9 protein-coding genes and 1 pseudogene are annotated in these 13461 nt (G+C 65.3%); 7 read left to right on the top strand and 3 right to left on the bottom strand.

The features are described 5' to 3' along the window. Positions 1-3466: multifunctional oxoglutarate decarboxylase/oxoglutarate dehydrogenase thiamine pyrophosphate-binding subunit/dihydrolipoyllysine-residue succinyltransferase subunit (locus tag ON44_RS26810; protein ID WP_051182491.1), on the top strand; the 3466-nt coding region annotated here is incomplete at its 5' end. A 136-nt stretch (positions 3467-3602) separates the two neighbouring features. Here the strand turns inward: ON44_RS26810 and ON44_RS26815 are convergent. Then, positions 3603-5246 carry an alkaline phosphatase D family protein gene (locus ON44_RS26815; RefSeq protein WP_040695052.1) on the bottom strand — a complete coding sequence of 548 codons (1644 nt, stop codon included), beginning with the start codon at positions 5244-5246 and terminating at the stop codon, positions 3603-3605. A 118-nt stretch (positions 5247-5364) separates the two neighbouring features. Next, positions 5365-6000: a TetR/AcrR family transcriptional regulator gene (locus tag ON44_RS26820; protein WP_040695053.1), complete on the bottom strand. Its 636-nt coding sequence runs from the start codon at positions 5998-6000 to the stop codon at positions 5365-5367. 68 nt (positions 6001-6068) lie between these two features. Between ON44_RS26820 and ON44_RS26825 the strand changes: the two genes are divergently transcribed. From ON44_RS26825 to ON44_RS26840, 4 genes are all read left to right on the top strand, one after another. After that, positions 6069-7607, top strand: a complete 1539-nt coding sequence (locus ON44_RS26825; RefSeq protein ID WP_040695054.1) for a flavin-containing monooxygenase — start codon at positions 6069-6071, stop codon at positions 7605-7607. Further along, complete coding sequence (locus ON44_RS26830; RefSeq protein WP_040695056.1) at positions 7604-8434, top strand: SDR family NAD(P)-dependent oxidoreductase; 831 nt, start codon at positions 7604-7606, stop codon at positions 8432-8434. The genes ON44_RS26825 and ON44_RS26830 overlap by 4 nt, the downstream gene beginning before the upstream one ends. Positions 8435-8461: 27 nt before the next feature. Continuing rightward, complete coding sequence (locus ON44_RS26835) at positions 8462-9388, top strand: alpha/beta hydrolase (RefSeq protein ID WP_040695058.1); 927 nt, start codon at positions 8462-8464, stop codon at positions 9386-9388. Between the two features lie 185 nt (positions 9389-9573). Next, positions 9574-11364 (top strand): AMP-dependent synthetase/ligase, encoded by a 1791-nt coding sequence (locus ON44_RS26840; RefSeq protein ID WP_040695059.1) that lies wholly within the window; start codon positions 9574-9576, stop codon positions 11362-11364. Positions 11365-11422: 58 nt separating this feature from the next. Here the strand turns inward: ON44_RS26840 and ON44_RS26845 are convergent, their stop codons facing one another. After that, positions 11423-12292 (bottom strand): alpha/beta fold hydrolase, encoded by an 870-nt coding sequence (locus tag ON44_RS26845; RefSeq protein WP_040695066.1) that lies wholly within the window; start codon positions 12290-12292, stop codon positions 11423-11425. 88 nt (positions 12293-12380) lie between these two features. Here ON44_RS26845 and ON44_RS26850 point away from each other — a divergent pair, with 88 nt between their 5' ends. Together ON44_RS26850 and ON44_RS26855 are read left to right on the top strand one after the other, a co-directional pair. Then, positions 12381-12938, top strand: coding sequence for a CGNR zinc finger domain-containing protein (locus ON44_RS26850; RefSeq protein WP_040695061.1), 558 nt, complete (start codon positions 12381-12383; stop codon positions 12936-12938). 57 nt (positions 12939-12995) lie between these two features. Beyond that, positions 12996-13461: pseudogene (locus ON44_RS26855) on the top strand (oxidoreductase); the annotation flags it as partial.

Genomic DNA, 13461 nt, shown 5'->3' on the forward strand with positions numbered 1-13461 from the left:
GCCCACCACCCGTGCGCCGCAGACAACGCCCGCGCCGACCTCGAATGCCGCGCCCACCTCAGGCGCGCCGAAGCCCGCCGACACCGCTGCCGACGAGGCAAAGGTTTTGCGCGGCCCGGCTGCCGCCGTGGTCAAGAACATGTCCGCGTCGCTGGCCATCCCGACCGCGACCAGCGTGCGCGCTATTCCGGCGAAGCTGATGATCGACAACCGCCTGGTCATCAACAACCACCTGGCTCGCACCCGCGGCGGCAAGATCTCCTTCACCCACCTGCTCGGCTACGCGATCGTGCAGGCGGTCAAGTCGTTCCCGAACCTGAACCGGCACTTCGCCGAAATCGACGGCAAGCCGAACTCGGTCACTCCGGCACACACCAACCTCGGTCTCGCCATCGACCTGGCGGGCAAGGACGGCAACCGCTCGCTGGTCGTCGCGGCGATCAAGGGCTGCGAGACCATGACCTTCGGGCAGTTCCACACCGCCTATGAGGACATCGTGCGCCGCGCCCGCGACGGCAAGCTCGGCATCGACGATTTCACCGGCGTCACCATCTCGCTGACCAACCCGGGCACCATCGGCACCGTGCACTCGGTGCCGCGGCTGATGCCGGGCCAGGGCGCGATCATCGGCGCCGGCGCGATGGAATACCCCGCCGAATTCCAGGGCATGAGCGACGAGCGCATCAACGAGCTCGGCGTCGGCAAGTTGATGACCCTGACCTCGACCTACGACCACCGCATCATTCAGGGCGCGGAGTCCGGCGACTTCCTGCGGACCATCCACAACCTGCTGATCAGCGACGAGTTCTACGACGAGATCTTCCACGGCCTCGGCGTGCCCTACGAGCCGGTGCGCTGGCGCAAGGATGTCAAGGAGCGCGGCGTCGACAAGAGCACCCGCGTGCTCGAGATGATCGCGGCCTACCGCAACCGCGGCCACCTGATGGCCGACACCGATCCGCTGCGTCTGGTCAAGGACAAGTTCCGCAGCCATCCGGACCTCGATGTCACCCAGCACGGCCTCACCCTGTGGGACCTGGACCGCACCTTCGATGTCGCGGGCTTCCACGGCCAGGAGCGGATGAAGCTGCGCGATGTGCTCTCGGTGCTGCGCGATGCCTACTGCCGCCACGTCGGTGTGGAGTACACCCACATCCTGGAAACCGAGCAGCTGCAGTGGATTCAGGAGCGGGTCGAGCAGAAGCACGTCAAGCCGACTGTCGCACAGCAGAAGTACATCCTGAACCGGTTGAACGCGGCCGAGGCCTTCGAAACCTTCCTGCAGACCAAATACGTCGGGCAGAAGCGCTTCTCGCTCGAGGGCGCCGAAGCCGTCATCCCGATGATGGACGCCACCATCGACCAGTGCGCCGAGCATTCGCTCGACGAGGTCGTCATCGGTATGCCGCACCGTGGTCGCCTCAATGTGCTCGCCAATATCGTCGGCAAGCCGTACTCGAAGATCTTCACCGAGTTCGAGGGCAATATGAACCCGGCCGCCACCCACGGCTCCGGCGACGTGAAGTACCACCTCGGCGCGCGTGGCACCTACCTGCAGATGTTCGGCGACAACGAGATCGAGGTCTCGCTGACCGCCAACCCCTCGCACCTCGAGGCGGTCGACCCGGTGCTCGAGGGTCTGGTACGCGCGAAGCAAGACCTTTTGGACAAGGGCGACGGGCCGGAGGGCTTCTCCGTCATGCCGCTGATGCTGCACGGTGACGCCGCATTCGCGGGTCAGGGTGTGGTCGCGGAGACGCTGAACCTGTCGGGGCTGCGCGGTTACCGCGTCGGCGGCACCATCCACATCGTGGTGAACAACCAGATCGGTTTCACCACCGCACCGGAGAACAGCCGCTCCACCGAATACTCGACCGATATCGCGAAGTTCATCGGCGCGCCGATCTTCCACGTGAACGGTGACGACCCGGAGGCCTGCGACTGGGTCGCGCGTCTGGCGGTGGACTTCCGCCAGAAGTTCCGCAAGGACGTCGTGATCGACATGGTCTGCTACCGGCGTCGCGGCCACAACGAGGGCGACGACCCGTCGATGACCCAGCCGGAAATGTACGACGTCATCGACACCAAGCGCTCGGTGCGCAAGGCGTACACCGAAAGCCTGATCGGCCGTGGCGATATCTCGCTCAAAGAGGCCGAGGACGCGCTGCGTGACTACCAGGGTCAGCTGGAACGGGTCTTCAACGAGGTCCGCGAGCTGGAGAAGTACGTCCCGGAGCCGAGCGAATCGGTCGAGGACGACCAGCAGGTGCCGGCTACGGTCGTGACGGCCGTGGACAAGACCGTGCTGCAACGCATCGGCGACGCCTTCCTCGGTGTTCCCGAGGGCTTCAATGTGCACCCGCGTGTCAAGCCGGTGCTGGAGAAGCGGCGCGAAATGGCGTACGAGGGCAAGGTCGACTGGGCCTTCGCCGAGTTGCTCGCCTTCGGCACGCTGATCGACGAGGGTCGCGCGGTGCGCCTGACCGGTCAGGACTCGCGTCGCGGCACCTTCACCCAGCGCCACTCGGTGATCATCGACCGCAAGACGGCCGAGGAATACACCCCGCTGCACAACATCGGCAGCTCCAACCCGGGTTGGTTCGCGGTGCACGACTCGGCGCTGAGCGAATACGCCGCCGTCGGCTTCGAATACGGCTACTCGCTGGGCAACCCGGACGCACTTGTGTTGTGGGAAGCGCAGTTCGGTGACTTTGTCAACGGCGCGCAGTCCATCATCGACGAGTTCATCTCCTCCGGTGAGGCCAAGTGGGGTCAGCTGTCGGAGGTCGTGCTGCTGCTGCCGCACGGTCACGAGGGTCAGGGCCCGGACCACACCTCCGGTCGCATCGAGCGCTTCCTGCAGCTGTGCGCCGAGGGCTCGATGACGGTCGCCGTGCCGTCCACCCCGGCGAACTACTTCCATCTGCTGCGCCGCCACGCACTCGACGGCATCCGCCGTCCGCTGATCGTCTTCACCCCGAAGTCGATGTTGCGCAATAAGGCCGTGGTCTCGGACCTGAAGGACTTCACCGAATCGAAGTTCCGCTCGGTCTTCGACGAGCCCACCTACGAACAGGGCATCGGCGACCGCGACAAGGTCAAGCGCGTCCTGCTCACCAGCGGCAAGCTCTACTACGAACTGGTCGCCGAAAAGGCCAAGCAGAAGCGCGAAGACGTCGCGATCGTCCGCATCGAGCAGCTCTACCCGCTGCCCAAGTTCCGCCTCAACGAGGCACTGGCCGGTTATCCGAACGCGACGGATATCGCCTGGGTCCAAGAGGAACCGGCCAACCAGGGCGCGTGGCCCTTCTTCGGCCTGAACCTCCCGGAACTCCTCCCGGAGCGGTTCACGAAGTTGCGCCGCATTTCCCGCCGCGCCATGTCGGCTCCTTCTTCGGGTTCGTCGAAGGTGCACGCCGTGGAGCAAGCCGAGATCGTGGCCGAGGCCTTCGAGCCGACCGCGTAGTTTTCGCTGACCGAACCGCCGGGCCGAATCCGCTCTTACTCAGAGTGATTCGGCCCGGCGTCGTTCGTACCCGACTTCGGGCAGAGGTGTCCACTGCCCCCACCATGCCAACGCCTTGAACCACTATGGCTACGGCTTACCGCGGTGGCGGACCTGCCGTTCCAGGATCAGCGGCCTGATCGGTGCGCTCACTGCGGCGCCATGTCTCAACCACACCCGGGGTCCGATCTTGCACAACGAAACTCGCGCGGGTGTGGATCGGGGCGCCTGGGCGGTGGACATAGGGGACGACGCGGAAGTCGGTGCGCCACACCGAATGGTCGAATTCCACTCGGACGTATCCGCGTTGGGAATTGAAGAATTTCATGTCCGGGTTGGCGGCAAGGAGGTTGCGGCCGGTCGGGTTGACATCGGTGCCGTCGCCGCCGGTTGTTATCGATGTGCCGGTGAATTCGGCTGCTACGACCGGGGATTCGGGGGCGGTGTAGTCGGGCCGGAGGTCGGCGGCGTAGTTGTGGTGGCGGTCGCCGGTGATGACGACGAGATTGTGGATATCGCGGTCGGCGGCGGTGGCGAGGACGGTATTGCGGTCGGCTACGTAGGCGTCCCAGGCGTCGGTGCCGAAATTGGTACCGGGGCCGGGATCATAGTCGGATTTGGCCATGGCCACCTGGTTGCCGAGGATCTGCCAGCGGGCGGTGGAGTGGGTGAGGCCGTCGAGCAGCCAATCTCGTTGTGGTGCGCCCAATATCGAGCGGTCAGGCGAGAGTCGGTCGGGACAATCGTCACCGATATTGCCCTTACCGCAGGTCCCGCCGGTGCGGTATTGGCGGGTGTCGAGCATGGTGATGTCGGCGAGGTCGCCGAAGGTGTAGCGGCGGTGGATGCGCATGGTCGGGCCGGACGGCAGGGCCGCGATTCGCAGTGGCTGATGTTCGTACATCGCCTGGAAGGCGGCGGCTTTGCGGCGGCGGAACAGGGCGGGAATGCGATAGATGTCGAGACCGAGGCCGGGGTTATCGGCGGACCAGTTGTTGTCGATCTCGTGGTCGTCGAAGGTGACGAGCCAGGGAAAGGCGGCGTGCGCGGCGCGCAACGGTTGTTCGGCCTTGGCCTGGGCGTAGCGCAGCCGGTAGCCGGGTAGATCGACCGCTTCAGCGGCCAGATACGGCTCCACCGACATCCCCTCGCGGCCGCGGTTCCAGCCGCGTTCGTAGATGTAATCCCCGAGGTGCGCAACGAGATCGAGGTCTTCGGCGCTCATATGCCCATAAGCGGTGTAGTAGCCGGAGGTCCACGATTGGCAGGACGCGAACGCGAATCGCATGCGCCCCGTGGGCTGTCCCGGCGCAGGTGCCGTTCGGGTGCGACCGACCGGCGAAATCGCCGAGCCCGCGCGAAATCGATAGAAGTACCAGCGATTCGGCTCGAGTCCCCCGACCTCCGGGTGCACGGTATGTGCGAGTTCACGAGTCGCGACCGCACTTCCGCGCGCCACCACATCCTGGAAATGCTCGTCGTGCGCGACCTCGTAATCAACGGTCACCGGATGCTGCGCCATCCCCCCGAGCCCGTCCGGCGCCAACGGATCCGGCGCAAGCCGCGTCCACAACACCACCCCATCCGGCAGCGGATCCCCCGAAGCCACCCCCAACGTGAACGGATCCCCCAACCACCGCGGCGCCCGAAACCGCCCACTGCTCGCCGCGGAAGCCCCCACCAACACCGCAACCGATCCAGCGGTCCCGAACCGCAACAACTCCCGCCGCGACAGACCCATACGTCAGGGTATCTCCAGGCGCTCCGCCGAATCCGCATTCCGACAGGGGTACGGATCCAACAACGGGCGCGCCATCGAGACGCGGTCCGACCGCGCCTATCCGGCGGCACCGACCCGGCTAACCGCGTAGGGCGGCGGCCAGTTCGGGATTCAGCGAAAGAGCGAGCGCGAGTAGGGATTCGACCAGCAGGTCGACCAACTGTTCGCGGGTGATGGTTTCGTGGCGCAGCCAGGTGAGGGTGGTTTCCTCGACGAAGGCGATCCAGCCGCGCATGGCGAGAACCAGTCGCGGGCGCTCGGCGTCGGCGATGTCCACAGGCACTTCGGTCAGGATGATGTCGATGATGACGTTGCGGGTCTGGTCGACGAGCGGGAGCACCTCGGCGCTGACGCTGGCCGGTCCGCGCAGCAACGAGACGTAGGAATTGCGGTTCTCGGCCACGTACTGGATGTAGCGCTCGACCGAATCGCGCAGCATCTCGAACACCCCGAGCGTGCGGTCGGGTGCGACGCGCTCCAACAGCTCGGCATTGGCGTGGCGGACTATCGCCAGTTGGAAGTCCTGTTTGGTCGGGAAGTAGTGGAAGAGCAGGCCGCGGGAGATCCCGGCTTCCCCGGCGATTTCGGTGATCGAGATGTCTTCGATGGCGCGATCCCCGAGCATCTTGGCGCCCAGGGTGATCAGTTGTAGACGGCGTTCTTCCGGGCTGAGCCGGGTGCGCTTGACAGTTTCTCCGGTGCCTCGACTACTCACGTGCCCATCTTACTGAACGCTGCTCAATACTGTTGACTGATGATCAATAGGACCGTAGTCTGGATTATATGAGTCGCAAGGTTACAGACAAAGCTGTCGGCAACCGGCCAGCCCGCCACGTCAAGACCATCATCATCGGCAGCGGTTTCGCTGGTCTGGGCCTGGCGATCCGGTTGAGCAAGCAGGGCCGCAACGATTACCTCGTGTTGGAACGCGGCAGCGATGTCGGCGGCACCTGGCGTGACAACACCTACCCAGGCGCGGCCTGTGATGTGCCGTCGCACCTGTACTCGTACTCGTTCGCACTGAACCCGAATTGGTCGCGCTCGTTCTCCAGGCAGGGCGAGATCCAGCAGTACATCCAGGGCGTCGCGCGCGAGTACAACGTGCTCGACAAGCACCTGTTCAACTGCGACGTGACCGCGGCCCGCTGGAACAACGCCACCAACCTGTGGCATATCGAATCGACCCGGGGCAGCTTCACCGCCGACACCGTGGTGTCCGCCGTCGGCGCGCTGTGCGAGCCCGCGCTCCCGGATATCAAGGGCATCAACGGTTTCGAGGGCGAGATCTTCCACTCCGCCCGCTGGAACCACGACGCCGATCTGACGGGCAAGCGCGTCGCCATCATCGGCACCGGAGCCTCGGCCATCCAGATCGTGCCGTCCATCGCCCCGCAGGTCGCGCACCTGGACGTCTACCAGCGCACCGCGCCGTGGCTGCTCCCCCGCATGGACCGCCCGTACACCCTGCCGGAGCGTTTCGCCTTCCGGCACATCCCGGGCTTCCAGCGACTATCCCGCGCCGCCATCTACGCCGCGCGCGAAACCCAGGTCGTCGGCCTCGCCAAGGTTCCGGCACTGATGCAGGCCTTCGAGCTGATCGCCAAGGCCAAGCTGCAGCTGGAGATCCGCGATCCCGAGCTGCGCGAGAAGGTCACCCCGAACTTCCGGATCGGCTGCAAGCGCATGCTGATCTCCAACGACTACTACCCGGCGCTGAGCCGCCCGAATGTGGACGTGGTCACCGACGGCATCGCCGAGGTGCGCGCGAATTCCGTCGTCACCAAGGACGGCACCGAGCGCGAAATCGATGCACTCATCGTCGCGACCGGCTTCCACGTCACGGATTCGCCGACCTACAACGCCATCTCGGGCAAGGACGGTCGCACGCTGGCGGAGGTGTTCGACGAGATCGGCCAGCAGGGCTACAAGGGTTCGGCCGTCGCCAACTTCCCCAATATGTTCTTCCTGCTCGGCCCGAACGTCGGCCTCGGCCACACCTCGATGGTGTACATGATCGAATCCCAGATCAACTACGTCGCCGACGCCCTGGCCACCGTCGATCGCCTCGGTCTGCGCACGGTCGAGGTGAAGCGCGCGGCGCAGGACACCTACAACACGAACCTGCAGGGCAAACTGGTCAAGAGCGTGTGGAATACCGGCGGCTGCGCCAGCTGGTACCTGGACAAGCACGGCAACAACACCACGCTCTGGCCGGATTTCACCTTCGAATTCCGCAGGATTACAAAGAATTTCGACGTCTCCGCCTACGAGACGACTAGCGTCGAAAGCTCCCGAGACGATCTGAAAGTGGTAGCACAGTGAGCAGTGACGCTTACTTCAAGGGCAAGGTCTGTGTGATCACCGGGGCGGGTTCCGGCATCGGCCGTGCCCTCGCGGAGAACCTGGCCAGGCGCGGGGCCAAACTCGCGCTCTCCGATATCGATACCGACGGCCTGGCCGAGACGGTGCGCCGCTGCGAGGCGTACGGAGCCGAAATCAAATCCGACCGGCTGAATGTGGCCGAGCGCGAAGCGGTGCTGCTGTACGCCGACGCCGTAAAGGCGCACTTCGGCAAGGTGCACCAGATCTACAACAACGCGGGCATCGCCTACCACGGCGAGGTGATCCGCTCGGAGTTCAAGGACATCGAGCGCATCATGGACGTCGACTTCTGGGGCGTCGTCAATGGCACGAAGGCCTTCCTGCCGCTGCTGATCGAATCCGGCGATGGCCACGTCGTCAATGTCTCCAGCCTGTTCGGCCTCATCGCGGTCCCGGGCCAGAGTGCTTATAACGCAGCCAAATTCGCGGTGCGCGGGTTCACCGAATCGCTGCGCCAAGAGATGCTGGCCGGCAAGCATCCGGTCAAGGTGACCTGTGTGCATCCCGGCGGCATCAAGACCGCCGTCGCCCGCAATGCCACCTATGCCGAGGGCATCGACAGCCAGAGTGCCGCATCGCTGTTCGACAAGAAGCTGGCCATTCACACACCGGAAATGGCCGCGCAGACCATTACCGAGGGCGTCCGCAAGGGACACGGCCGCGTGCTGATCGGTTGGGAGGCCAAGGTGCTCGACCTGTTCGTCCGGGTCACCGCCTCCGGCTACCAACGCATCGCCGCCGCGGTGAACCGCCCCTTCCTACCCTGAACCAGCGCGGGGAATCGAGGAAAACCTATGCGTGACATCAACATTCCGCTACCCGTCGCGCGAGCGCTGCTGAGTCCGATTTTCCGGGTCTCACTGAACGCGCGACTGCCCTGGCAGATGCAGCGGTTGCTGCTCGATATCGGTTCGCGCGCACAGTTTTTGCCATCGGGCACGACCGTGCACCGACTCAGGCTCGGCGGGCGACCCGCGGAAAGAATCACCGCCGGCTCGGCCAGGCCGAATCTGAACGCGGGCGCAGTGCTCTACCTGCACGGCGGCGGCTATGCGGTCGGATCGCCGGCGACGCACCGTTCGCTGGCCGCCCGGCTGGCGCACGAAACCGGTTGCACCGTCTATGTTCTCGACTACCGACTGGCGCCGGAGCACCCGTTCCCGGCCGGACTCGAGGACGCCGAATCGGCATTCCTGGAACTGGTCGGGAATATCGGTTACCGCCCCGAACAGATTGCGCTGTCGGGTGATTCGGCGGGCGGCGGACTATCGCTGGCCACCGCACAGCGGCTCATCGCCGAACACGGCCACACCCCGGCCGCGCTCGGCCTGATCGCACCGTGGGTGGATCCGAATCAGGTCCCGGACAAGTCCCGCGATCTGGTGATCAACCGGCCGTGGTCGCGCGCATGCGCCGCGGCCTATCTCGGCGACGGGGACGGCAAGGACACCGGCTACGCACCGCTGCACGGTGAACTGCGAGGTTTGCCGCCGACGTATGTACAGGTCGATGTCAGCGAACTGCTGCATGCGCAATGCGTGGAGTTCGTCGCCGCGCTGCGGACGGCGGGTGTGCATGCCAGGTTCACCGAGAGCAAGGGGCTATGGCACGTCGCGCAACTGCAGGCCGCGCTGGTCGGACCGGCCGCGGCGGCGCTGACCGAATTGGCCGATTTCCTACGGGAAGCCGTCCAGCCGGTCACGCTGCGCGACATAGGATAGAGAGTGCCTCACCTGCGCTCGTTCAAGCGCGTGAAATACAAAATCGACGCCGCCCCGCCCGGGCCCGGCCGGACGCTGACCAGTCCGTCGATGTCGAACCGGCCCGGTTTTCCGGTGGCCGGAGTGACGTCCCGGTCACAGGTGTCGTAGATTACTGGCGAGTAAACCCACGTGGAAGGGCACTGATGCGAGAGTTCGAAGTCCCGGCTTCCTACACCATCCCGGAAGACGCGAACAATTCCGATAACGTTTTCCGGCATGCCGAGCAGTCGCCGGGCGCGGTGCTGTTCAACGTCACCGAAGGTGGCGGCTGGCGGGAAATCAAGGCCGCGGAATTCGCCAAGACGGTCACCGATGTGGCCAAGGGCCTCATCGCCTCCGGTCTCGAGCTCGGCGATCGCGTCGCCATCATGGCCCCGACCCGCTACGAGTGGGTGCTGCTCGACTTCGCCATCTGGGCCGCCGGCGGCTGCACCGTCGCCATCTACGACAGCTCGGCCGCCGAACAGGCCAAGTGGATCCTGCAGGACTCCGCCACCAAACTGCTGGTGGTCGACAGCGATAAGCACCGCAAGGTCATCGATGAGATCGAGGCGGGCGCGCTGCCGGATCTGAAGGAGACCCTGCAGATCGACAAGGGCGCCGTCGACGATCTGATCGCGCGCGGCGCCGACCTCGACGACGCGACCGTGCACGCGCGCCGCGCCGAGGTCAATGCCAAGTCCCCGGCCACCCTGATCTACACCTCGGGCACCACCGGCCGCCCCAAGGGCGTCATGCTCTCGCATTCGAATCTGTACGCGGAGTCGACCTCCGACCGGATCGCGCTGAAAAGGTACGTCGCCGAGGGCAAGAAGACGCTGATGTTCCTGCCGCTGGCGCACGTGTTCGCGCGTGCCGTCACGCTGGCCGCATTCGACGCCAAGGTGATCGTCGCGTTCACCGCCGACTGGTCCACCCTGGTCGAACAGTTCGGCAGCTACCGCCCGCACTTCATCCTCGCGGTGCCGCGTGTCTTCGAGAAGGTGTTCAACAGCGCCAAGCAGAAGGCGCACGACGGCGGTAAGGGCAAGATCTTCGACGCGGCCGCCGAGACCGCCATCGCCTACAGCCAGTCCCTGGACAACGGTGGGCCCGGCTTGGTGCTCAAGCTCAAGCACACGGTTTTCGACAAACTCGTCTACAGCAAGCTGCGGGTCGCACTCGGCGGTCAGTGCGAGGCCGCGGTCTCCGGCGGCGGACCGCTCGGTGCGCGCCTCGGCCACTTCTTCCGCGGCGTCGGCGTCACCATCTACGAGGGCTACGGCCTCACCGAGACCACCGCGGCCGTCACCGTGAACACCCCCGGCAATATTCGCGTCGGCTCCGTCGGCAAGCCGATCGAGGGCCATGCGGTCAAGATCGCCGAAGACGGCGAACTACTGCTGCGCGGATCGGTTGTCTTCAACGGTTACTGGGGCAATGCCGAGGCCACCGAGGACGCGTTCACCGACGGCTGGTTCAAGACCGGCGATCTGGGCGCCATCGATGGCGACGGGTACGTCACCATTACCGGCCGCAAGAAGGAAATCATCGTCACCGCGGGCGGTAAGAACGTCTCCCCCGGTCTGATGGAGGATTCGCTGCGGGCCCACCCGCTGATCAGCCAGGTCATGGTGGTCGGCGACGGACAGCCCTTCGTCGGCGCGCTGATCACCCTCGATCCGGAGGCGCTGCCGGGCTGGAAGGAACGCAACAACCTGCCCGTCGAGACCCCGATCGAGCAGGTGATCGAGAATCCGGCGCTGGTCGCGGAGATCAATGCGGCGGTCGCCGATACCAATAAGAAGGTCTCGCATGCCGAGGCGATCAAGAAGATCCGCATCCTGCCCGTCGACTGGACGCAGGAGACCGGTGAGCTGACGCCGAAGATGTCGCTGAAGCGGGCCGTGGTGATGAAGCAGTACGCGTCCGAGGTGGAGAAGATCTACAGCTGACGCTGATTTTGCGAGGCGCCGTCCGCGAGTTGCGGCCGGCGCCTTTGCTTTCGGTTGGTCACCTGGTCCGAGCGTCCAGGAAACCGGCGATGAGCGACGCGATCTCGGATAGATGTGTCTCCAGGGCGAAATGGCCCGTATCGAAGACGTGCAGCTCGGCGTCCGGGAGATCTGCGAGGTATGCGTGCGCGCCGGGCTCGGGGAAGAAGGGGTCGTTCGAGCCCCAGACGATGAGGGTAGGCGGGGTGTACTTGCGCAGCCACTGCTGCCATTCTGGATAGGCAGCGACATTCGACTTGTAGTCGAAGGCGAGGGCTACCTGGGCTTCTCTGCGGCCGGGCAGTTCGAGGAAGTACTGATCCAGGATCCACGATTCGGGACTGAGCACGGTCGGGTCGGGGACGCCCTGCTCGTACTGGCCGCGGGTTCCTTCCAGGGTGAGCAGACCACGAATCGTGTCTTCCGCTCCTTCGTCCTCGGGGCGCAGTGCGGTGAAGTCGCGAGCGAGATCCGACAGTCCCGCCTCGTACGCATTGCCGTTCTGGACTATCAGGCCGTTGACCCACTCGGGGTGGCGCAGCGCGATGCGGAAGCCGACCGGAGCGCCGAAATCGAAGACGTACATAGCGAACTCGCGCAGTTCCAGCCGTTCGACGAAACCCTCGACGATATCGGCCAATCGCTCGAACGAGTAGTCGAAATCGGCTGGTGCGGTGGTGTTTCCGAAGCCCGGGTAGTCCGGGGCGAGCAGCCGGTACTGCGCGCCGAGCACATCGAAGAGCCTGCGGAACTGGTGCGAGGCCGACGGAAAACCGTGCAGCAGCAATAGCACCGGAGCGTCCGCGCGGTTCGGGACCGATTCCCGGTAGTGGACCTCGACGCCGTCGACATCGATGTGGCGGTGGTGGATGGCCGGCAACTCGATCATGGCTTCACATGCTTTCTTTACGTGATGTTGCATTAGTTCTAGCCGATCGACTCCTAATGTGTCAACCGCTCGATGTAGCATTAGATCCATGAGTGAAGCTCCGCTGGTCGGCGAGCCGTTGGCATTGGACCTGGTCAATACCCGGCCGACCGATGTCGATCTACTGGCGACCCCGGATGACCTCGCGAATTGGCTTGCGCTGCAGGCCGAACGGCACCCAGAGCTGGCGGTTGCACACCCCACTTCCGCCGACCTCGCCGCCGTGCATTCGGTGCGCGATCACAGCAGCGCCGTCCTCGACGCACTGCTCCACGATCGTCGCCCACCCATCGATGCATTGCGCGGACTCAATGCCGCACAGGCCGCCGCGCCCGCGATCCGACAGCTCGAATGGGGCGGCGATGCGGTGATCGCGACCGTGCGTCGCACCGGCACGGCGGCCGAGAAGCTGGCCGCCGTCCTGGCCGAAGCCGTCGCCGACCTGCTCGCCGATCCATCGATCGGCAAGTTGAAGCGCTGCGAGGCCGACGACTGCGTTCTGCTGTTCCTGCCCGCACACCCGCGCCGTCGCTGGTGCTCACCCGAACGCTGCGGCAACCGGGTCCGCGTCGCCCGGTACTACCAGCGGCACAAGTCCGCGGACTGACGTTCACGTCACCGAATGGTCATACTCCCCGGCCGCACCCGGCAGTAGGCTCGGACCATGGCTGAACTGCGCTTTCGGGTGGCCGCGGGCATTGTCGCCGGAGGTCTGGCACTCGGCGCGTCCGAGCTCGTGGCCGCCTTCATCGGCCCCGACAGCGCACCCCCGAACGCTGTCGGCTCCACCGTCATCGACCACACCCCGGACGGCCTGCGCGAATGGGTCATCCAAACCTTCGGCACCAATGACAAGACCCTTTTGTTCGTCTGTATGGCACTCGTGGCGGTGCTGGTCGCCGGATTCATCGGAGCCATCGAACGAACAGATCACCCGCGAGGATCCTGGCTGCTGGCCGCGCTCGGCCTGCTCACCGCGGCCATCGCCTTCGGCCGCACCGGACTCTCCGCCGCCTGGCCCACCGTAATCGGCGTCGCCGCAGGCATTTACGCCCTCCGCATCCTGACCTCCCGCATCGACGACGCAGCGGCCGCACACAAAGCCCGGCCCGCGGGGCCTTCTCTACCCC

Origin of the sequence: Nocardia vinacea NBRC 16497 (assembly GCF_000308835.1) — a bacterium.
GTDB lineage: Bacteria > Actinomycetota > Actinomycetes > Mycobacteriales > Mycobacteriaceae > Nocardia > Nocardia vinacea.

Bases quoted from the DNA above. Each gene is read 5' to 3' on its own strand.
- ON44_RS26850 (WP_040695061.1), top strand. From the start codon at position 12,381: ATGAGTGAAGCTCCGCTGGTCGGCGAGCCGTTGGCATTGGACCTGGTC.
- ON44_RS26845 (WP_040695066.1), bottom strand. From the start codon at position 12,292: ATGATCGAGTTGCCGGCCATCCACCACCGCCACATCGATGTCGACGGC.
- ON44_RS26835 (WP_040695058.1), top strand. From the start codon at position 8,462: ATGCGTGACATCAACATTCCGCTACCCGTCGCGCGAGCGCTGCTGAGT.
- ON44_RS26815 (WP_040695052.1), bottom strand. From the start codon at position 5,246: ATGGGTCTGTCGCGGCGGGAGTTGTTGCGGTTCGGGACCGCTGGATCG.
- ON44_RS26840 (WP_040695059.1), top strand. From the start codon at position 9,574: ATGCGAGAGTTCGAAGTCCCGGCTTCCTACACCATCCCGGAAGACGCG.
- ON44_RS26825 (WP_040695054.1), top strand. From the start codon at position 6,069: ATGAGTCGCAAGGTTACAGACAAAGCTGTCGGCAACCGGCCAGCCCGC.